Origin of the sequence: Aquimarina sp. EL_43, assembly GCF_943422735.1 — a bacterium.
Lineage (GTDB): Bacteria > Bacteroidota > Bacteroidia > Flavobacteriales > Flavobacteriaceae > Aquimarina > Aquimarina megaterium.
On sequence record NZ_CALSBR010000001.1, the window covers coordinates 4,337,363 to 4,359,428 of the forward strand.

The following is a 22,066-nucleotide window of genomic DNA, read 5'->3' on the forward strand; positions in this document are numbered from 1 at the left end:
AAGTATATGATTTCTAATACCAATAATACCTCTACAAAGAATACTAATTTTGATTCGTCTTCTGGATTTAGTTTTAATCTTAGAGATCAAATTTTAAAATACCTTAAACGTTGGTATTGGTTTGTATTAAGTGTCTTTATTTTTGTTGGTTTAGCATATCTTAAAGTAAGGTATACAATTCCTCAATATAATGTGTCTTCTAGTATTGTGATCTCTCAGGATGAAAGTATGAGTGAATCAGAGTTATCGGCATTTAAAGATCTTGGTTTATTAGATGATGGGCAGAATAAAATTGAAAATGAGATTCAGATTCTAAAATCAAGAACACTATTAACTAATGTGGTTAATAATTTAAAACTTAATGTTCGATATTTTAGTGAAGGAAGAATTCTGGAAGTAGAGAATTATCCAAAATCACTTATTGAAATCAATTTTTTATCAGATGATTCTATTGTACATAAAAAATCAAAAGTTTTTCATGTGCAAATTGATTCTGATACCTCTTTCTCTTTTCTAGATGAAAAAAAGCAAAAAGTAAGTAATCATTCCTTCGGAAATACTATTAGTACTAGTATTGGTGATATTATTATTACCCCAAGTATGGATACTATGAATGCTAGTATTGGCAAAATCATCAAAATTGTAGTGACGCCAGTAAAGTTTGTTGCCGAGTCATATAGAAATAGGTTATCCATTATTTCGGTTAAAAATTCAGGTATTGTTAGATTGTCGTTAAACGACCCGGTCAAGGAAAAAGCAAAAGATATTATTAATAACCTTGTCGAAGAATACAACAAGGCAACTATAGAGAATAAAAAACAAGCTTCGGCAAGAACAGCAGATTTTATAAATGATCGTTTAGAACTTATTTCGGGAGATTTGACCCAGGTAGATGATCAAGCAGCGACATATCAATCCAGTAGAGGATTAACTAGTAGTGATGTGGCAGTTCAAGCGCAGCAATTTTCAGATTTAGATACAAAAAACTCTCAAGAAATAGCACGATTAAATACGCAGCTTTACTTTATAGAGTCCATGCGAAAGTTTGTACTTAGCCAAGAGGGTAAGTTTGATCTTGTACCACAATCTAATTCTGGATTTAGTGATCCAACAGTTGCTAGTACGATATCAAGATATAATGGATTAATTCTTCAGAGACAACGTTTATTAAAAACGTCGAGTATAAAGAATCCCGTTGTTGTAAATATAGATCAACAAATTGGTGGATTAAGACAGGTTCTAACAGGAAGTTTGAATAGCCTTAAAAACTCTATCAATGGGCAATTACGAAGCTTAAATACCCAGAATCAATATTTTGGAGGTCAAATATATAGCGCACCAACACGACAGAAAGATATTAGAGCTATTGAGAGGGAGCAGACCATAAAAGAACAATTATATCTTTATCTACTTCAAAAAAGAGAAGAAGCAGAGATAAAGAGCCATATTACGCTTTCTAATGCCAGAGTAATCGATAAAGCATCTACATTAGGTTCATATCCAGTATCTCCAAATAAGAAAACAATATATGCAGGAGCTTTCTTTCTTGGTTTGATATTGCCTTTTCTTATTATTTATACTTCAGATTTGTTGAATGTAAAAGTAAGCTCAAGAGAAGATCTGGAAAAAGTGCTTTCTATGCCAATTATTGGATCTATACCAAAAGTGAAATCTAAAAATAAAATCATGATTTCGCAAAATGACAGATCAGGAATAGCGGAAGCATTTAGGATCTTAAGAACAAATTTAGACTTCTTAATGGCAGGAATTAACAAAGCTAAAGGGAAAGTTATTTTTGTTACATCTACTATTTCTGGGGAAGGAAAGACCTTAATCTCTTCAAATTTGGCTAAAACTTTGGCCATTTCAGGAAAAAAAGTAGCCTTTTTGGGTACAGATTTAAGAGATCCAAAATTGCATAAGTTTTTTGAGCTGCCTAATGGGAAAGATTCTAAAGGACTTACTAATTTTATAATGAATGAAGACTTAACTCCAGAAGATATCATATATAAATATAAAAAAGAAGATGCATTTGATATTGTACCATCTGGAGCAATACCACCTAACCCGGCAGAACTTTTAATGCAAGAAAGAGTAAATGTAATGTTTAAGTATCTAGAAGAACACTATGATTATATTATTGTAGATACTGCTCCTGTTAGCCTTGTAACCGATACACTTTTAATAGCAAAACACGCAGATTTAAGTATTTATATAGTAAGAGAAAATTACTCTGATAAAAGAGTATTACAGGTTCCAGAAAATTTTTATAGAGAAAAACGTTTACCAAATATTGCAGTTTTACTTAATGCAGCTGGTAATAAGACTGGTTACAACTATGGATATGGTTACGGGAAAAAGAATTAAGAAAACTCGATATTGTTTTTCATTAATGAAGTAATCTTTTTAGCAATTTTAAAATCAAATCCTTTCTCAAGAATCTCTAGTTGATGATAATTGTGAACATCTGTACCCGTAAAGTCAATATAGTCCTGATCTATCAGTTTTTTTGTAAAAGATTTGATTTGCTCACCATAATATCCAGATATTGATAATAGGTTAACCTGAAACAGAAACCCTGATGCTTTTAACTCATCATATTTTTTTAGGTCATTTAGATAAAAAGAATATCGTTCTGGATGTGCCAAAATAGGAATGTATCCTGCTAATTTAATTTCGAATAAGATTTCGTTAAGATTAATAGGAGGAGCAAAAGTAGACATTTCGACCAGGATATAATTTTGGTGTAATGGTAAAATGTCATTGCTTTTTATACGTTCATAAAACAAATCGTCCATCATATATTCTGCACTTGCCTGTAATTCGATTTTTGTTATTCCCAAAGGAACAAGAACTTCTTTAAGCTTTTTAAAAGTACTAGTTATAGTTTGCGAAGAATTTGGCCATATATCTTGCATTATATGAGGAGTAGTAATTACTTTTTTAAAGCCAAAATTTTGAAATTGTTCCAAGATATAACCCGATTGATAAATTGTCTTTACTCCATCATCAATACCCGGAAGTAAATGTGAATGAATATCAATGTAACCATCGGGTACAATTTCTTTAAAAGGAACATCTTTTCTTGATAGGAACCGCAATTTGATTTTTGTTTTGGGGTGAACGTAAAATAATATATCTGTTATAATAACATTATTAGTGCATTATAACAAATAAAATGTGAAAATATAGATTTATTATACATAAAAAACTGTTTAAGAACAGAGATTCTTAAACAGTTTGATGTATTTAATAGTTATCTTAATGCTATCTTTTTGTAATATCTCCTGACCCAGATACCTTTTTATCTTCTTTTTGAGGGTCTCCTTTATAAAATATATCACCAGATCCTGATACACGAGCCTTTAAGTAGGTAGTGGCCATTACTTCAATATCACCAGAGCCAGATACGGTTGCTGTTACATTTTTTGCATTTAAGTCATATGCAGAAAGGTCACCAGATCCAGATACATTTCCGTTAAAACTACCAGCACTTCCTTTTAAAGCCAGATCACCAGACCCAGATACTTGTCCCCATATATTTTCGGCATCAACAACAAGTTGAACATCACCAGACCCAGATACTCCGGTTTTAAAATCAGAAGCCTTAATTGTATCAGAACTATACACATCTCCTGATCCTGATAATGTAACTTGAGTTAGATCTTTAAAAGGAACGGTAATAATTAATTTTTTTCCTACAGAAGGTTTTAGGTAATACCCTTTTTTTACATAAATTCTAAGAGCATCTCCTTGGATCTCGGTTACTATATAATCAATAAGGTTACTTTCTCCTTTGATTGTGATTTTTCCTTCTGTACCTGATATTAAGGATACATCTAGACTTCCTTTTACTTTTACTTGATCATAGTCTGATGTCGTTCTATTTTTGGTAACAGAATTGCCATTACCATTAATTTTTTTTCCATTTCCCCACCATTGTGCTTGTAAAGAAGTTATACTGCATAATGTAAGTCCTATAATAAATGCTGCTGTTCTCATTGTATTGATGTATTAATGTTTTGTATATATTAGTTTTTTCTTAATTTGATCCCACCATAGCTAGAGGTTATATTAATTGTTTTCCCGCTATTAGCTTGGCCATTATATCCCTGATAATCCTTTTTAGAATCCTTAACGTATTTCTTTTGCACATTTATATTGTCATCTAGTTTAATGCCTCCATACGAAGTTTTGATTGCAAAATCAAAAGTACATCCGTCCTCATATCCTATATTCACACTGGTATAATCTGTTTTGATTCTTACGCTTTTAAAGGTTGGTTGTAGTGAACGAACTTCGATAGATCCATAATCAGAATCAATACTTAGTTCTTCAGAAATACTTCCAAATTTGGTATTTACATAATCTGAAAAGCCTATTATTTTTCCTCCATTTTCTATTCGAATCCCGCCATAATCGCAGTTGTAGTTTAAGTTTTTTATAGATTTAAATTTTGATTGTGTATAATCTGCATTAAGATCAATCTTATCACCATTACCAACTTCAAAATCAGAATAATCGGCGTTTATTTTTCCATTTTTCATGTAAGAAATAGTACTGTTATTAGTGTAATCTATGTTGATATAATTATTGTCGCCTAATAGTTCTCCAATAATGATTTGACCATAATCGCAGTTAATTTTAGCATTACCTTTTATTTTATCCAGAGTGATGCTTCCGTAATCATTATTAAAATCTACACTATTAGTCACAGGAACTTTTACGGTATAATTGATTTTCATATTCATATTGTTGTTCCACCCACTTGTCCATTTATCCCACCAGGAGCTATTATTTTTATTAAAAGTGGTTTTGGCACTAACCATTTGAGAAGAAGAATCAAACTCAACATCGATAGATTCTAGTTTTTTGATCACTTTTTCTTCATTGTTTCCACTTACTTTAATGGTAATCTCCATAACAATTCGATTTTCATTCCAGGAAGTAATATCCAGATTACCATAATCGTTACTAATTTTTAATAAAGCATCTGCGTTAACCGAGAAATCTTTTTTTAATGTTTTTTCTTTGGTGTATTTTCCTTTCAGGTCTCCGTTATTGGCTAATGCCAAAGCAGGGATCATCAATAGGAGGATTATTTTATAGTATAAAGTTTTCATTTTCTGATAATTTAAATTCATTAATGCTGTTAATTTTTTGTAGTACCTCTTCTAATAAATTTGCACGTTTCTGAAAGTTCTTAATCATAGCGCTAATTACACGTTTATCGTTTCCACTATGAAAAAGGTCTTTTTTTAGTATTTCATAATCAGATTCCAGCTTTTCTAATTGATTCATAGCATCCAAAACCAATTCTTTGGTTTCTGCAGAAGAAACTTTGTCGATTTCTTCGAGTTGCAATTGAATGGCAGAGGTAAAAAAGCTTTGAGTTTCCTTCATTTGAGGAGATACATTTGCTAGATCTACTTCTTCTTTTGGATTAAACATAAAAGTCATTGCTGCCATTCCAAATACTATAGCAATCGAAGCGGCTATTGCAAGTGGGGTATACCAATTCACCTTTTTAGGCTGCAATTGTACAACTTTGTTTTGTTGCTGCAACTTTTCTAAAAACCGAATTTGGTGATTAGCAGAAGGTTCGTGTATGTCTAATTGATCTTGCATACGTTTAAATAACTTTTCTATTTTATCGGTACTCATACAAATTGTATTTTTTTTCGTAAACTTTCTTTTGCGCGCGAAATAAGCGTACGACAATTAGAATATGATATATTCATAATTTGACAGATTTCTTCATAATCATAACCTTCTATAAGGTGTAATGATAATGCAGTACTATAGCTGTCTTTAAGTTGAGTTAGTGTATTTAGCACTGTTTTTACTTTTACAGAAGAAAGGTCTTCTTCTACAATTCCGTTACTATCTGTAAGAGCATACTCAACAGTTTCTAGGGCTATTTCACGATGAACATCTTTTTTACGTGCTGCGGTTAAACTGGCGTTAATTACAATCCTTTTTAACCAAGCCCCAAACATATTATTGTCTTCTAGCATTGATAATTTTGTAAAAGCAGTTAAAAAGGCTTCTTGCATAATATCTTCAGCTTCTGCTGTGTCCTTTATGATTCTCAATGCTGTATTGTACATTGCCTTATAATAACGATTATATGTTTCGAGCTGCGCATTTTGATCTCGCTCGCGACATTTCGCAATTAATTGCTCTGTATTTAGTTGGGTTAGTGACAAAAAAATAATTTACTTTAACATAAAGATATATATTGCAACGCATTGTTACAGTTTTTTAATTTTTTTTTTAAAACTTGTGGCATAACAATTGAAATGTAAATAATGAATCTATAATAAAGCCACTGTATTAATGGGTTTTATAAGGTTTTTAATCAGTTTCATTAAATTCTAAAAAAAAATGTTGTTTTGTCGTGATGACAAAATGACTTTGATATATACTTATGGCTAAAACCAAATTTACAACACTTGACAGTTTGTCATTTCAAGGGATAGATGAAGATGCAGAATTAATTCCTTTAATGACGCCAGAAGATGAAGAAGAAATAGACAAAGAAGATTTACCCGAAATATTACCGATATTACCTTTAAGAAATACTGTATTATTTCCTGGAGTTGTTATCCCTATTACTGCCGGAAGAGATAAATCGATTAAACTTCTTAACGAAGCTAATAATGGTAACAAAACAATTGGTGTAGTTTCTCAGAAAGAAGAGGGTATAGAAAACCCATCTTTAAAAGATATTAATAGAGTAGGTGTAGTAGCTCGTATTCTAAGAGTTTTAAAAATGCCTGACGGTAATACTACGGTAATATTACAAGGAAAAAAACGATTTCATATAGACGAAGTTGTAGAAGAAGTACCTTATATTAAAGCTAAGGTTAGAGAAGTTCCCGAAGCCAGACCGGCAAAAGAAAATAAAGAGTTTAGTGCTATAATTGATTCTATCAAAGATTTGGCTCTAGAAATTATAAAAGAAAGCCCAACAATACCTTCTGAAGCTTCGTTTGCTATAAAGAATATAGAGAGTAATTCTTTTCTTATCAATTTTGTGTCTTCTAATTTAAACCTTCCTGTAGAAGAAAAACAAAAGTTATTAGAGATTAATGATCTTAAGAAAAGAGCTTTAGCTACTCTAAAATATATGAATGTAGAGTTTCAGAAACTGGAACTCAAAAATGTCATTCAAAGTAAGGTTCAGCATGACATGAGTCAGCAACAGCGAGAATATTTCTTACATCAACAGATGAAAACCATACAAGAAGAACTTGGTGGTGTTTCACATGAAGATGAAATCGAAGAAATGCGTGTACGCAGCAAGGATAAGAAATGGGACGAAAAAGTGAAGAAACACTTTGATAAAGAGCTATCCAAAATGCAACGTATGAATCCTCAGGTTGCAGAATATTCTATACAACGTAATTATTTAGATCTATTTCTGGATTTACCATGGAATGAGTTTAGTACAGATAAATTTGATCTAAAAAGAGCTATGAAGATTTTGGATAGAGATCATTATGGTTTAGATGAAGTAAAGCGCAGAATTATAGAATATCTCGCAGTGTTAAAACTGCGTAATGATATGAAATCACCTATATTATGCCTATATGGCCCTCCTGGTGTAGGTAAGACTTCATTAGGAAAATCTATTGCAGAAGCTCTGGGAAGAGAATATGTAAGAATATCATTAGGGGGATTGCGTGATGAAGCAGAAATAAGAGGCCACCGAAAAACGTATATAGGAGCAATGCCAGGTAGAATTATCCAAAGTCTTAAAAAAGCAGGAACCAGTAACCCTGTATTTGTATTAGACGAAATAGATAAATTATCTGTCGGTAATCAAGGTGATCCATCTTCTGCTTTATTAGAGGTTTTAGATCCTGAGCAAAATTCTGAATTTCATGATAATTTCCTTGAAATGGGATTTGATCTCTCTAAAGTAATGTTTATAGCCACTTCTAATAGCTTAGGAACAATACAACCTGCTCTTAGAGATCGTATGGAGATTATTAATGTTACAGGATATACAATTGAAGAAAAAATAGAGATCGCTAAGCAACATTTGTTACCAAAACAGTTAGAAGAGCACGGGCTGGATAAGTCTCATATTAAAATAGGAAAACAGCAACTAGAAAAAATAGTTGAAGGATATACAAGAGAATCTGGAGTACGAGGCCTAGAAAAACAAATTGCTAAAATGGTACGTTATGCTGCGAAAAATATAGCAATGGAGGAGGAGTATAATGTAAAAATTAGTAATGAAGATATTGTAGAAGTTCTTGGAGCACCAAAGTTAGAACGCGATAAGTATGAAAATAATGATGTTGCAGGTGTAGTAACAGGACTTGCGTGGACAAGTGTAGGTGGAGATATTCTATTTATAGAATCAATTCTGTCTAAAGGAAAAGGAAACCTAACTATTACAGGAAACTTAGGAAAGGTGATGAAAGAATCTGCTACCATTGCCATGGAATATATTAAAGCTAATGCTGCAGAACTGAGTATTAATCCAGACATTTTTGATACTTACAATGTACACATACATGTGCCAGAAGGAGCTACACCAAAAGATGGTCCTAGTGCAGGAGTTACCATGCTAACATCTCTGGTTTCTTTATTTACACAACGTAAAGTTAAGAAAAGCCTGGCGATGACAGGAGAGATTACACTACGTGGAAAAGTATTACCTGTTGGTGGAATTAAAGAAAAGATCCTTGCTGCAAAAAGAGCGCATATAAAAGAAATATTACTTTGTGAAGATAATAGAAGAGATATTAATGAAATTAAAGAAGAATATTTGAAAGGACTTAAATTTCATTATGTTAAAGATATGGAAGATGTATTAAAACTTGCAATTACCAATACCAAGGTTAAGAATGCAAAGAAATTATAAGAATATAGCTTAACATGATTACAAAAACAAAGCAGCATTTTTAAATGCTGCTTTGTTTTTAAATTATCTTCTCTTTTTAATCAGGACATCTTTATACAATTCCATATTTTTTAAAACAATGTCACTTCCTTTTACCACAGTTTTTAGTGGCTGATCTCCAAGATGTATTGGGAGTTCTGTAGCTCTGGATAATCGATCATCTAACCCTCTTAACATTGACCCACCGCCTGTTAAATAGATTCCAGAATTATAAATATCAGCAGAGATTTCTGGTGGGATTTCAGAAAGCGTTTCCATAATTGCATTTTCTATCTGTATGATAGATTTGTCCAGGCTTTTTTCTATCTCTTTATATGATAACTGTATTTGCTTAGGTTTTCCGGTAAGAATATCTCTTCCTTCTACCCGCATTTTTTCTGGAGGTGATGCCAAAGTATCAATTGCAGAACCGATCTTAATTTTTATTTTCTCTGCCATAGATTCACCAATATGTAGATTTCGAGATTCTCGCACATATTGAGTAATATCTTCATTAAAAACATTTCCGGCAATTTTTACAGATTGCCCACTAATTATTCTACCCAAAGAGATTACTGCAATTTCTGTAGTTCCTCCACCTATATCTACAACCATGTTTCCTTTTGGCTCTAAAACATCTATCCCTCCACCTATAGCTGCTGCTATAGGTTCTGGTATAAGAAATATATTTTTTGCATTGAGTCGTTTTGCAGATTCTTGCACAGCTCGCATTTCAACTTCGGTACTTCCGCAGGGGATAGATATAATCATATTATAAGAAGTAGAAAAAGCAGAAGTATTAAAAACAGATAATCCTTTAATAAATGTTTTGAGCATTTTCTCTGCTGCATCAAAATTAGAAATAACGCCATTGTTAAACGGAGATATTGTTTTTATGTTCTTGTTAATTTTGCCACGCATCATACCAGCTTCTTTACCTACTGCAATAATTTTTCCGGTAATTTGATGAATTGATATGATAGAAGGATTGTCTACTGCTATTTTTCCTTTATAGGTAATAAGCGTATTTGAGGTGCCAAGATCTATTGCTATTTTTTCGTTTAAAAAATCAAAAAAGCCCATGATTTGTGTGTACTTATTAGATTAGTGTGTGATGATTTAAGGTGTGATAAAGTAGCTTATATTCATGCAGTTATGGTTTAAAGGTAAATAACTTCGATAAAACGTAATTATTGTATTTATAAATAAGTTTTACATTATTTCTTGTAGTGTCAAATGATAACATGCCCTTGCTGTAGCACAGTAACCCTGTATATTTTAATAAATAATTTATAAGATATCATGCGATATAATTATTTTATTAATAATAACTTTTTTTGTATAATCTGTATTTTCCAAATAGTTTGGTTTATTTTTGATTTTTAATACAAATAGTATTTCTCGTAAATTGGAAGACAATAAGATAATAATAGCTATAGATGGACATTCCTCTACAGGAAAAAGTACCGTCGCGAAACAATTGGCCAAAGCATTAGGGTATATTTATGTAGATACTGGAGCAATGTATCGAGCGGTTTCTTTATATGCTATGAGGAAAAAAATTATTGATGAGTTTCATTTTGATCAAGAAGAACTAGAAAAAGATCTTTCTGAAATAGATCTTAGATTTATGATAAACCCAGAAACAGGCTTGGCAGAAATCTTACTTAATGGGGAAAATGTAGAAAGAGAAATCAGAACCCTTAAAGTTTCTAAATATGTAAGCAAAATTGCTGCTATCTCGAGTGTTCGTAAAAAATTAGTCGAACAACAACAAAAAATGGGGATAGATAAAGGGATTGTTATGGACGGAAGAGATATAGGAACTGTTGTTTTTCCAAATGCCGAACTTAAACTATTCATGACAGCAACCGCCAAGGATCGTGCAGAACGTAGATTTCTAGAACTTAGAGAAAGGGGAGAAGATGTAACTTATGAAGATGTTTTAAAAAATGTCGTAAATCGAGATCACATAGATAGTACAAGAAAAGATTCACCACTTAAGAAAGCAGAAGATGCTATCAAAATTGATAATTCTAATCTTACCTTAAAAGAACAATTTGAACAGATTATAGAATTGGCAAATAGTACAATACTAAAGGTTAGTTTTTAAGTCTTTTTTCTTTGATAATTGAAATAGAAATTTTTTTTGCGGCTATATTATTTACATCTCTGTATTCATAGTATTTATAACCTTTCTCTGTCCATTCAACTAATCTTTTGAATCTCTGATTATTTTTAAGTAATAAAACACGGTTAATTCTTAATACTTGATTTTTCGCCGAAATGTACTTAGGAATTGAAGGATCGTTAACCCTATAGAAAGGTTTGATTGTTGATATTTGATATTGCTCGCCATTATTCATAACTATTAGACTCGTATCTTCAAAGATTAATTGTACTTTAGAAAGACACTGGGCATAGTTATTAAATGAGAACAATAAAAATAATAATAGTATAATTTTTATCATAACTCATTGATTTAGTTGTTTTAACGTAATTAATTTACGGTTTTAAAGTAAGAAATCAAAAAATAATATGATAAATTTTATTTGTGATAATGTAACCGATGTATACAAGGCAGAAGAGTAAGAAGTAGGTTTTTACCAAATTACATGATTAAAATATGAACATAGATTTTATTTATTATGTAACTGTTAACCAGTATTTTATGTGTCTAGCTCTTTGTTAGAAATAAAAATATTTATTTTGATTAACTAATACTCGTATGTATTAATCAATAAAATAGTCTTTTGGTAAATTCTATACCTATTTAAAACTGATATTATAATAAGAAATTAATTTCTTGGAGCAACAAGAGAACCCGAGATATTATTTTCCTGTAAATTTAAATCAGAAAGCTCACGAGATTCGTATAATTTCATTTCTTCTTTTACCCATTCGATTAATTGTATATACTCTTCATCATTACTAAGAATAAGGACACGATTTAATCGTAAAAGATGGTGATTTGCATATTGCTTGTATTTTTTTATCGTAGTATCAGAAACTGAATAAAATGGTTTGTTGACCAGGATTTTATATTGTTTTCCATTATTCATTACTATTTGATCCTTATGCTCATATATAATCCTTGTTTTGGATAAGGATTGTGCGTAATTATGTAATGAAATAAATAAGAAAACTAAAAGTAATAATTTTTTCATATAAATATTCTATCGATTCAGAAAGCAAAAATACGGTAAAACCGTAAAAACACAAGGTTTTGTAGTGCTTAGATCGCTATTTTTTCGATGAAATGCACGATTTTATCTTTTAACTCACTTAAAATGGAAAAAAAGCCATTAAAAAATATTCTTTAATGGCTTTTTATTCATGTTATATTACTGGAATTGATTCATAATTAGTTCATAATTAGCTTATGAACAGATGTTTTATGATCAGTTTTTAGCTTAACCAAATATGCTCCATTGGCAAGATTTCCAGGATTAAATGATTTATTATTTACATTATCATTTTTGTATACACTTCTTCCAAATAGATCGAAAATGATAACCGAAATATTATCTGTAGGAGCAGTAACTCTAAGGATTGTGTTAGTACCACTTACTACTGGATTTGGTGCTATTGAAACCTGAGAAGCTTTTGTAGTATTAAAACTCTCTACTGTTACACCTCTAGCAGTACCACCTATCGTGAATGAAGTACTTTCTGAACTACCAAAAGAACCACCAGATGCTAATGTTGTACTACCTGCTGTTAATGAGTACGATCCGTTACCATATTGACAGCAAATACCATCTCCATAAACATCACTTATTGTAAATGTATAAGTACCAGCAGCCAAACATTCTGTAAGAGTTAATGTAGAACCATCGGCCTGAGAACCATATGTTCCTCCAGAAGCTACAACTTGATTGCTACTATTAGTAATTTGCCAGCTTGTTTCTTCTGGGTAATTATCGAATGTAAAAGATAAATTTACATCAGTACAAGAAGGGGTTGTTCCTGTAGATAGTTTAACGTCATCAAAAGTGATATCACCACTCCAGGATGTGCTGGTAATACCATTAAATCTTAATTTTACTGTAGCTCCGGTATAGGATGCTAAATCAACACTTGCTGATTTCCAAGAATTACCTTGATTACCAGATTTGGTCCATAAAGAAGTCCAATTAGATCCATTATCTGTACTCGCTTCTAGTGTTAATGTTCCTATGCTAGTACCATACATATGATATTGAAAAGTAAATGTTGCTTGAGAAGCAGCACTAAGATCAAAACAAGGAGAGTTTAATATTGCTCTTTTGTTAGGGAATCCTGAACCGTTTCCTGAAGCTTCTGTATATACATAGTATGTACCTTCTGCCGCACTTGATGGCCCTGTGTTATTTGATGGAGTTCCGTTAGCATCTATAGTCCAGTTAATATCATCACTAGTAGCTTGAGACCATGCTCCAAGTGTATTTTCGAATCCTTCAGCATAAGGGAAAGACGAAATCTCTCCTGTACATCCTCCGCCAGTATTTCCTGGTAGTGTAGTTGCAGTTGCAGTATTACTAAAACCAGATTGGTTTCCTGCAGCATCTTTAGCTTTTACTCTAAAAGAATATGATGTATTAGCAGATAATCCAGTAGCTTGATAGGTTGTAGTTGTAGCTGTTCCTATAACTGTATTACCTTGATAAACATCGTATCCACTTACTCCAACATTATCTGTAGAAGCGCTCCAGGATAGATCAATGGTAGTTTGCGTTGCGTTAGAAGTAGCCAAACTTGCAGGAGTAGTAGGTGCTTGTGTATCTCCACCTGTTCCTCCGGTAATTTCGAAGTTAGCATTAGAGATATCAAAGAATATGTTTCCAGATCCTCTTACCATGATTCTGTTTTGTGTTCCTTGAGAATTCGGAACTGTTATGCTATGCGAACCGTCGTTTGGTACTGCTGTAGCAATAACGGTTGGATATGTATTTCCTCCATCTGTAGATAATAAAATATCTACATTAGCAGCATTAATTCCATTTCCAGTTGTACCAGCAACATCCCAGGTTACAGTTTGCGTAGAACCTGCAGACCAGCTAACATTAGTATTCGGAGTGTTAACTACAAAAGGCCCAGCAGAAGCAGTAACATTAACTTTCATGTTATCACTATTATTTGCTCCACCACCAGCTTTGTTATCTCTAACAGTTAACCTGAAGTTTAAAGCTCTCGTTACATCTGGTACAGCTTCCCATTTCCATGAGGTAGCACCAGTTTTAATAGTTTGTAATCTTGGAAAATACCTTTGATTAGATGCGGTAGGAGTATAAGATCTGAAAGCAACACCAGAAGTTACAGTTGGTCCAGGATATGTTCCTACACGATTATCCATTTGTTCCCAGCAGTAGGTAAGTGCGTCTCCACTATTAGCATCAGTACTTTGTCCAGTTAATACAAATGGAGTTCCTTTTGGAACCGTATAATCTGCTCCTGCATTAGCAGTAGGAACAGCATTACCTGTATTGGTATTGGTCTGACAGCTTGTTGATTTTACATAATTTGTAATCTGCTGGATTGTTGCTGCATGAAAATAAGGATCACTATTCTGTTGTACATCCGTAGCACCAGTAATTCCTGCATACCCCATTATAGTAGTACCACTTCCTGGTTCCATTTGTACGTTTGTTCCTTCACTACGGAATGTATACGTATGATTTCCTCCAAACTGATGTCCCATTTCGTGTGCTACATAATCTACATCATAAATATCTCCCTGAGGCGTATTTCTTGAAGAAAACGCACTTCCTTTTTTTCCATCTACACATACACATCCGATACATCCGGCATTACCATTTTTTGGAGCAAGAACAAATACATGGCCAACATCATAATTAGCTTCTCCAATTACACTGGTTAATGTAGATTGTAATTGGCTGTTGTAACTTCCTGTATAGGGATCTGTATTTGCATTTGTATACACAACATCATCATTGTTTGCAATGAGAACCATTGTAACTCCAAAATCGGTTTCATATATCCCGTTTACACGAGTCATAGTAGCATTAATTGCTGCCATGGCTCCAGCCTTAGTACCTCCGTGAAATTGAGCATACTCCCCAGTAGTCGAAACGGCTAATCTATACGTTCTTAAAACACCATCATCGGCATTTTTTTGATTAATTGCACCACTATTAGAAAAGTTAGGTGTATTCTCATTAACAGAACAATTTAACCTATCAACAGTACCTGATCTCTGATCTCTAGAGTAAATAGTATATACAGAACCACTGGTTGTATAAGGCTCTATAAATACAGTTTTAGAATTACCAGATAGACGCATACTTTGTAACCCAGAAGGAGCAACACTAAATCTGATTGTAGCTGTTGGGTCGTCAATTCCCTGGCCAGCATACGATTTAATCTCAGGATATTTGGCTGCAAGATCAGGGTGCATTACAGGAGCTTCTACTATTCTAAAAGATTCCATAGCACCTTCCGCATTCGGAAACTGCATAATAACAGTAGAGCCATTTGATGATTTTCCTCGCAATTGAGAGTTCTGAAGTGCTTTTTTCAGAGCTTCGATATTAAGATCAAAAAGAGTGTTTGATGGTAAATCGGTCTTTGTTTTTATAACATTAAGACTTTTTGAGGAATTAGTTCTTTGCCAAGGATTATTACCTTGTGCGAATACGTGGCCTACAATAAATAAGCCCACGAATAAAAATAATCGCGTTTTCATATAAGTTGAGTTTGAGTTAGGGGGCAAAAGTAGAAATATTATCTAAATTTTTGCTAAATGTTTGAGGATTTGTTGGTGTTATGTTGTTATTTATGGTTTTTGCGTAATCAGTTAACGGTTTTAGTGAAGAATTTTGCAATAAATGCGATTCTGTAATAGGCTTGTAGTACGCAAAATTTGGAAAGATTAATTTAGGAAGGAGAATTTTTAAAAAAAGCAGAGTTCAAAAAGAAGAATAAAAAAAGACCACTATAATAAGTGGTCTTTTTTTATTTTAAATATGTATAATATTATAAATTAGGAATAACAAGCTCCTGATCTGGGTGAATAACGTCAGGATTTTTAAGAATATTTGTATTTGCTTCAAAAATAGCCTTGTATTTCATTGCATCACCATAATAGTGCTTTGCAATTTTGCTTAATGATTCACCGCTTTTTACTGTATGTCTATGATATACAGAAGTATCAGCAACTTTAATATCCGCCATAATATCAGAAGGAGAATTACCACCTATTTCTTTTATTTTATCCCAAAGTTGGTTTTTTTCATACTGTGTTTTTGCAGTACCTTTTATCTTAAGAGTTCCATTTTCTTCAGATACATCACCATCCTGGATATTTAATTCTTGTCCTAAATCCAGAACACTTTGATATTTTGACTTCACCATAACTAAGTTGATTTTAAATTATTAATTAGCTTTACCCAAATATAACAAATAATAGAATGGTGTTCACATAATTTTAGGATTAAAAATTGATCAATTATCGTTGAAATGCATAATTTATCTATATCCGGACACTTTTTAATACTATATTCAATGTTCCGTAAACGTTATTATTATATCATTCAGTTGCAATACCTTGGTTTTAGATATCATGGTTGGCAGAAACAACCTACAGTAAATACTCTTCAGCGAATGGTAGAGCGAACAATCGCTTTTGTTCTGGAACATAAAGACTTTAAGGTCTTGGCTACAGGAAGAACAGATGCCAAGGTATCGGCTAATGAAACCTATATTGAGTTATTTGTAGACCATCAACCTTTGGATATTGAAGTGTTTTATCCTTTATTGAATCAAAATCTTCCTCAGGATATTAGGGCTTTGGGTATTGAAGAAACTAATGAGCAGTTTAATATTATTCAATCCCCAAAGAGTAAAGAATATTTGTATTTATTCTCCTTTGGAGAGAAATTTCATCCCTTTTGCGCTCCGTTTATGTACAATATTGCAGAAGAACTTGATATAAATTTAATGCAAGAAGCAGCCGCGCTATTTGTAGGAAAACATAATTTTAGATCGTATTGTCACAGACCTACAAAAAATACGATTTTAGAAGGTGAGGTAACACATTGCGAAATTGAAAAAAATGAAGTGTATACTGCTAGTTTTTTCCCTAAAGAAAGTTATCTTTTACGAGTAAAAGGTGAAGGGTTTAAAAGAAACCAAATTCGCTTAATGATGGGAGCATTATTGGATTTAGGAAAAGGAAAAATAAATCTTGATTTCATTAGACAAACCCTGGATCCTGAATCAGAAGAAATTATATTAGAGCATATAGTTCCTGGCTCCGGATTAATATTAAACTCTGTTGAATTTAAAACATAAAATATGAAAGTTTTATCTACTAATATCGCAACACCACGCAGTATACTTTGGAAAGGAAGAGAAGAAAAAACAGGGATCTATAAACTTCCTGTAGAAGATCCTATATATTTAGAAAAAGAAGATGTTCGAAATGATCATGTTGTAGATAGAAAATATCATGGTGGCGTTGATAAAGCTTGTTATTTATATTCGGCAGATCATTATCCCTATTGGAAAACAAAATATCCAGATTTAGAATGGAATTACGGAATGTTTGGTGAGAATGTTACAGTAAAAGGGTTTGACGAAAAAAATATAAAAATAGGATCTATTTATCAACTTGGAAGCGCTACAATACAGATTTCACGCCCCAGGCAACCTTGTTACAAACTAGGTATTCGTTTTGGTAATCAAGCAGTGTTAAAGCAAATGATAGACTCATTGCTTTCTGGAGTTTATGTAAGAGTCATTCACCCGGGATCTGTTACTGCCAATGATGAATTACAGCTAACAAAAGAAAATGATGATGGAATATCTATTGCCGAATTAAATACATTATTATTTCATTATGATGAAAACACACACTTAGAACTTGCTAAGAAAGCACTTAGTGATACTTTGGTTTCTGATAGTGATAAAAAATATTTTAGAAAAAAAATAAAAGCTTATTAGCATATGCCAGATAAGACAAGATTGTATAGTCCTGATAAAAATACTATAGTTACTATTGATAATGGAGAGTTAATAAGTTACCAGGTCGATGGTATAGAAGTAATGCACCAAAAAGGAGATTTAGGATGGGGAAATACAGAAATCGAAATGTTTCCTACGATTGGCTCGACTAAAGAAAATCAATTTTGGGTACAAACTCCAAAAGGAGAAGCAAAACTGGATCAGCACGGGATTTTAAGAGTTATGGACTATCTTCCTTTAGCAATTGAGAAAAGTAGTGCTTGTTTTCATAAAAAATACGTAGCGAATACCCAGTTGTCTAATCATAAATTTCCTAATAAATCTTCACAACAATGGCTTAATTGGCCATATGATTTTGAGTTTATTAAAACTTTTGAATTATCGAATGAAGCTTTAAAAATTGTCTTTGAGATAAAATCAGAAAAAAATATGCCATTGATGTTAGGGTTTCATCCTGCATTTAAGATTTATAACCAGAATATCATATTGAAAACTGCAGATCAGCATATTTCTTTGGATACGATTTTAAAAGCAGGAGCATCTGCTTTTTTATTAGAAGATTGTAAAGAAATATCTATCACCAACAATGGTAGTCTTGCTATTAATATAAAGACAAATGGTTTTAGACATATCATGCTATGGAGTGAAGTAACAAATATGGTTTGTATAGAACCCATTACTTTTTATCCTGCCAGCGTTCCTGTACACAAATTACATACAGGGTTTGATTATAGTTCTGGGTATGAAAAATATGAAGTTATTATTTCTCAAGACTCTAATTAGTATTTCTTTTGTGTTAAATTTGTAAATACATTATAAAAATTGTGATTTGCGATTTTTGAATAGTAAAACACAATTAATTCATAAAATTTTAGTTACTATAGGGTTGATTCTTAAAAAATTAAGTTTTATTAACGCTCCAAAATTTTACAATAGAGATCGCTCTATAATTGTTAATATTTTAGTTTAACTATTTCAAGAGTCTTAACTATGATACATTACAGCCCTTCTATTTTTGTAATGATTATATGGTAGGCTATAAAAAGTAATAACACAAACTCAGTACTTTTGAAAAGGGGCCTTTACATACTAATTTTAATCTATACTATTCTCCTATCCTGTAGTAATGATGATAAACTTTTAGACGATAAATATGTTCGTGGTGTTCGGCTAACGAATAATTATGCAGAAAAAACAAATGATGATACCTTTTTAAGGTACATACTTAATGATGATTATATAATTACAGGGGTGCATAAAGTTAGAATAAAACCGAGTGTCTCAAAAAAAGAAGATACTATATCGGTAAAGAAAGAAAAATCTCCTGAAAAAAAGCCAAAGGAAAAAACTAAAAAAATAAAGAAGAAAGTAAAGAAAGAAATAGAAAGTGATTCTATCGAAATTAAGTATAGAAGGTATCATTTTATTGGGTTACCACAAGAAGTCACGAACCAAATAGTAACGCTACCCAAAAGAGAAGGCTTTGACAGGTTGATACAACAACAAGAAGCAACATTAGAAATATTAGAAGAAAAGTTAATAAGCAGAGAAGATATTGGTGGTAAAGTATATAAAGATATAGCAATTGACTACCTCGTAGAAATTGACAATCATTTAAAATTTGTAGAATTTTATAATGAAAGATTGTACGATGCATATTTAAAATTGGTAATAGAAGCAAAACAACTCGATCGTTCGATAGAAGAAGAATACAATACTGTATATGGGAGAATCAATAGCAGTACCGTTAAAGATTCTTTAGATGTAGAAAAACTGGTAATTTTAGAAAAAAAATATACATCACATAAAGAATTATTACAGACGCTCTTGGACTGGAATTTGAAGTTAGAAGATTTTCAAAATTCTACTAATGACTTTAAGATATTAAAAGATCGTAATATTGCAGAGACATTCGAGATGTACAAAAATAAAACTTCGCAAAAAGAAGTAATTCATTATTTAGAAATACGATTAGCAGATTTATTTCATAATGCTATGCGATCTCCAGAATAACATTAAGATTTTGAGTTTTCTTCTTCCAAAATTGTTAGTACTAATTTAATAGTATTGTACGCTATAGCCCCTTCAAAATGTTCAAAATATGGTTTTAAGGTTTCTGGGTTGTCCAATTCTTTTTTAGCATTTTTTACGGCATTAATATCTTCTTTATTTACAAATTGTTTTAAATCAATACTTTCACCATTTTCATAGAGTTTCATTATATGTGAGAAGATAGTAGATTGTGCCAATTGGCGTTGCAGTGCTATTTCTTCTATAGAAAGTCCTTGTTGATACAAGGTTAAAGTTTCTAAATGTGTATTTCCTTTTTTAGTGCTTTTCTTTTTTTTCTTTTTTGTTTTTTCGGCAGAAAAATCAATAATAGCTTTAATAAATTGGTATCCGTAGTTTTGCATCTTTTGTCGTCCAACCCCATTAATCTGCATAAATTCTTCATCACTCATCGGGCGAAACTTCTCCATTTCTTTAAGAGTTGCATCACTAAAAATCTGATAGGCAGGAATACCAGCTTCTTTTGCTAATTCTAACCGCAGTTGACGTAATTTCTCAAATAGGTTAGGTGCGGCTCCCTGATCTACCTGCTTTACAACAGCCGCTTGTTTTGCTTTTTCAAACTCTTTTAAATGTGCCAGACTTACTTTTTCTCCTTCGAATAGTACTTTTTTAGAAAGTGAAGTAAGTTTTAATTTGTTATTTTGATGAAAAGCAATTTCCAGATATCCTTGATTGATTAATTGTATAATGTATTGTTGCCAATCTCTCCACGCTATATCCTTACCAATACCATATGTTTTTATATTTTGATATTCTTTATCATATACAGCTGCATTTTGAGCACCTCTTAATATATCAATCACAGTACCGATAGGTTCCTGTTCTTTGATTCGGGTTACTGTAGATAATGCTTTTTGGGTAATAATAGTTCCATCTATAAAAGTTGGAGGATTTTTACACACATCACAATTACCACAATTTTCTTCGATTAATTCTCCAAAATAACTAAGCAGAATTTTACGTCGACAACTCAGCGAATCAGCATATTGTTTCATGCGATCCAATTTCGCTAATTGTACTTCTTGATTACCAGACATGTTAGCAAATTTTTGTAATTGTACTACATCTGCATAGCTATGAAAGAGTAGAGTAGAGGATGGTAAACTATCTCGACCGGCACGTCCGATTTCCTGATAATACCCTTCGATATTCTTTGGTAAATTATAATGAATCACCCAGCGTACATTAGATTTATCTATACCCATACCAAAAGCGATGGTAGCACAAACAATTTGAATAGTATCATTAATAAAACCTTCTTGCACATAGGATCTCTTTTGATGATCTACTCCTGCATGATATGCTTCTGCATTAAATCCCTGGTTTTGCAGTTTTTCTGATAGCATTTCGGTAGTTTTTCTACTTAAGCAGTAGATAATCCCACTATCATTAGGTTTATCTTTTAGAAATTCGATGATTTGCTCAATTCTTTTGTTTCCTGGTCGTACTTCGAGGCTAAGGTTTTTACGATCAAAAGAAGCAAGATGTTGTTTGGCATTAGAAATATTTAACTGGTCACAAATATCTTGACGTGTCGCTTTATCCGCGGTAGCGGTTAGAGCGATAACCGGAGTTTTAGGAAACCTGTTTTTAAGATACCCCAGTTGTGTATATGCAGGTCTAAAATCATGACCCCAGGCAGAAATACAATGCGCTTCATCTATTGCAATTAAGCTAATTTCTATTTGTGAGAATATTACATCTAAAAAAGATAAACTCTCTGGAGCGATATATAATAGTTTGATTTCTTTATCCGATAATTGTTGATAAATTTCCTGTTGCTCGGTTTCGGTTTGGCTGCTATTGATAAAAGCTGCTTTAATACCGTTTGCCAATAAGCCATCTACCTGATCTTTCATTAAAGCAATTAAAGGAGAAATAACCAAAGTCACCCCAGGCAATAATAGCGCTGGTAGCTGGTAACATATAGATTTACCACCTCCTGTAGGCATAATAACAAGGTTATCATCTCCGGCAAAAACAGAGGTAATGATATCTTGCTGTAATGGACGAAAGCTGTCGTACCCAAAATATTCTTTTAAGGTATGTGAAATGAGTTGTTGATCTGGCATAACTACAAAGAAAAGAAAATAGCATGTGAAAATGAATTTGTATGTATTATATGTTAAT

At 32.2% G+C, this 22,066-nt stretch carries 18 protein-coding genes; 7 read left to right on the forward strand and 11 right to left on the reverse strand.

Translation table 11 applies throughout. From position 1 onward, the window contains the following. The first annotated feature begins 6 nt into the window (after positions 1–6). On the forward strand, positions 7–2,367 hold the full coding sequence (locus tag NNL09_RS18605) for a polysaccharide biosynthesis tyrosine autokinase (RefSeq protein ID WP_196910306.1): 2,361 nt from the start codon (positions 7–9) through the stop codon (positions 2,365–2,367). On the opposite strand, the gene NNL09_RS18610 is transcribed toward NNL09_RS18605, so the two are convergent. The 5 genes from NNL09_RS18610 to NNL09_RS18630 form a co-directional block, all read right to left on the reverse strand. Next, positions 2,364–3,101, reverse strand: coding sequence for a tyrosine-protein phosphatase (locus NNL09_RS18610; RefSeq protein WP_196910305.1), 738 nt, complete (start codon positions 3,099–3,101; stop codon positions 2,364–2,366). The two genes, NNL09_RS18605 and NNL09_RS18610, sit on opposite strands and share 4 nt — an antisense overlap. 166 nt (positions 3,102–3,267) lie before the next feature. Then, positions 3,268–4,002: a head GIN domain-containing protein gene (locus NNL09_RS18615; protein WP_025663577.1), complete on the reverse strand. Its 735-nt coding sequence runs from the start codon at positions 4,000–4,002 to the stop codon at positions 3,268–3,270. Positions 4,003–4,031: 29 nt separating this feature from the next. Beyond that, positions 4,032–5,123 carry a hypothetical protein gene (locus NNL09_RS18620; RefSeq protein WP_025663578.1) on the reverse strand — a complete coding sequence of 364 codons (1,092 nt, stop codon included), beginning with the start codon at positions 5,121–5,123 and terminating at the stop codon, positions 4,032–4,034. Continuing rightward, complete coding sequence (locus NNL09_RS18625; protein WP_025663579.1) at positions 5,104–5,664, reverse strand: hypothetical protein; 561 nt, start codon at positions 5,662–5,664, stop codon at positions 5,104–5,106. Before NNL09_RS18625 ends, NNL09_RS18620 begins: the two co-directional genes overlap by 20 nt. Then, positions 5,661–6,209, reverse strand: coding sequence for an RNA polymerase sigma factor (locus tag NNL09_RS18630; RefSeq protein ID WP_025663580.1), 549 nt, complete (start codon positions 6,207–6,209; stop codon positions 5,661–5,663). The genes NNL09_RS18625 and NNL09_RS18630 overlap by 4 nt, the downstream gene beginning before the upstream one ends. 221 nt (positions 6,210–6,430) lie before the next feature. Between NNL09_RS18630 and lon the strand changes: the two genes are divergently transcribed. Continuing rightward, complete coding sequence (lon, locus tag NNL09_RS18635; RefSeq protein ID WP_025663581.1) at positions 6,431–8,881, forward strand: endopeptidase La; 2,451 nt, start codon at positions 6,431–6,433, stop codon at positions 8,879–8,881. Between the two features lie 63 nt (positions 8,882–8,944). Here lon and NNL09_RS18640 read toward each other — a convergent pair whose 3' ends face one another. Then, a complete protein-coding gene (locus NNL09_RS18640; RefSeq protein ID WP_196910304.1) occupies positions 8,945–9,982 on the reverse strand; it encodes a rod shape-determining protein in 1,038 nt (345 codons plus the stop codon). A 325-nt stretch (positions 9,983–10,307) separates the two neighbouring features. On the opposite strand from NNL09_RS18640, the gene cmk reads away from it, so the two are divergent. Further along, positions 10,308–11,012, forward strand: coding sequence for a (d)CMP kinase (cmk, locus tag NNL09_RS18645; RefSeq protein WP_196910303.1), 705 nt, complete (start codon positions 10,308–10,310; stop codon positions 11,010–11,012). Here the strand turns inward: cmk and NNL09_RS18650 are convergent. The 4 genes from NNL09_RS18650 to NNL09_RS18665 form a co-directional block, all read right to left on the reverse strand. Beyond that, on the reverse strand, positions 11,002–11,370 hold the full coding sequence (locus tag NNL09_RS18650; protein ID WP_035094881.1) for a hypothetical protein: 369 nt from the start codon (positions 11,368–11,370) through the stop codon (positions 11,002–11,004). The genes cmk and NNL09_RS18650 overlap by 11 nt on opposite strands. Before the next feature lie 327 nt (positions 11,371–11,697). Beyond that, positions 11,698–12,066: a hypothetical protein gene (locus tag NNL09_RS18655; RefSeq protein ID WP_196910302.1), complete on the reverse strand. Its 369-nt coding sequence runs from the start codon at positions 12,064–12,066 to the stop codon at positions 11,698–11,700. A gap of 197 nt (positions 12,067–12,263) precedes the next feature. After that, a complete protein-coding gene (locus NNL09_RS18660; protein ID WP_196910301.1) occupies positions 12,264–15,584 on the reverse strand; it encodes a reprolysin-like metallopeptidase in 3,321 nt (1,106 codons plus the stop codon). Positions 15,585–15,874: 290 nt separating this feature from the next. Next, positions 15,875–16,252, reverse strand: a complete 378-nt coding sequence (locus NNL09_RS18665) for a LysM peptidoglycan-binding domain-containing protein (protein ID WP_025663587.1) — start codon at positions 16,250–16,252, stop codon at positions 15,875–15,877. Between the two features lie 150 nt (positions 16,253–16,402). Between NNL09_RS18665 and NNL09_RS18670 the strand changes: the two genes are divergently transcribed. From NNL09_RS18670 to NNL09_RS18685, 4 genes are all read left to right on the forward strand, one after another. After that, positions 16,403–17,191, forward strand: a complete 789-nt coding sequence (locus NNL09_RS18670) for a tRNA pseudouridine(38-40) synthase TruA (protein ID WP_025663588.1) — start codon at positions 16,403–16,405, stop codon at positions 17,189–17,191. 3 nt (positions 17,192–17,194) lie between these two features. Beyond that, on the forward strand, positions 17,195–17,842 hold the full coding sequence (locus tag NNL09_RS18675; RefSeq protein WP_196910300.1) for an MOSC domain-containing protein: 648 nt from the start codon (positions 17,195–17,197) through the stop codon (positions 17,840–17,842). A gap of 3 nt (positions 17,843–17,845) precedes the next feature. Beyond that, entirely contained in the window at positions 17,846–18,646 is an 801-nt protein-coding gene (locus tag NNL09_RS18680) for an aldose 1-epimerase (RefSeq protein ID WP_196910299.1), read from the forward strand. Positions 18,647–18,931: 285 nt separating this feature from the next. Further along, positions 18,932–19,876, forward strand: a complete 945-nt coding sequence (locus NNL09_RS18685; protein WP_196910298.1) for a hypothetical protein — start codon at positions 18,932–18,934, stop codon at positions 19,874–19,876. Positions 19,877–19,878: 2 nt separating this feature from the next. Here NNL09_RS18685 and recQ read toward each other — a convergent pair whose 3' ends face one another. Next, complete coding sequence (recQ, locus tag NNL09_RS18690; RefSeq protein ID WP_196910297.1) at positions 19,879–22,008, reverse strand: DNA helicase RecQ; 2,130 nt, start codon at positions 22,006–22,008, stop codon at positions 19,879–19,881. Positions 22,009–22,066: the final 58 nt, after the last annotated feature.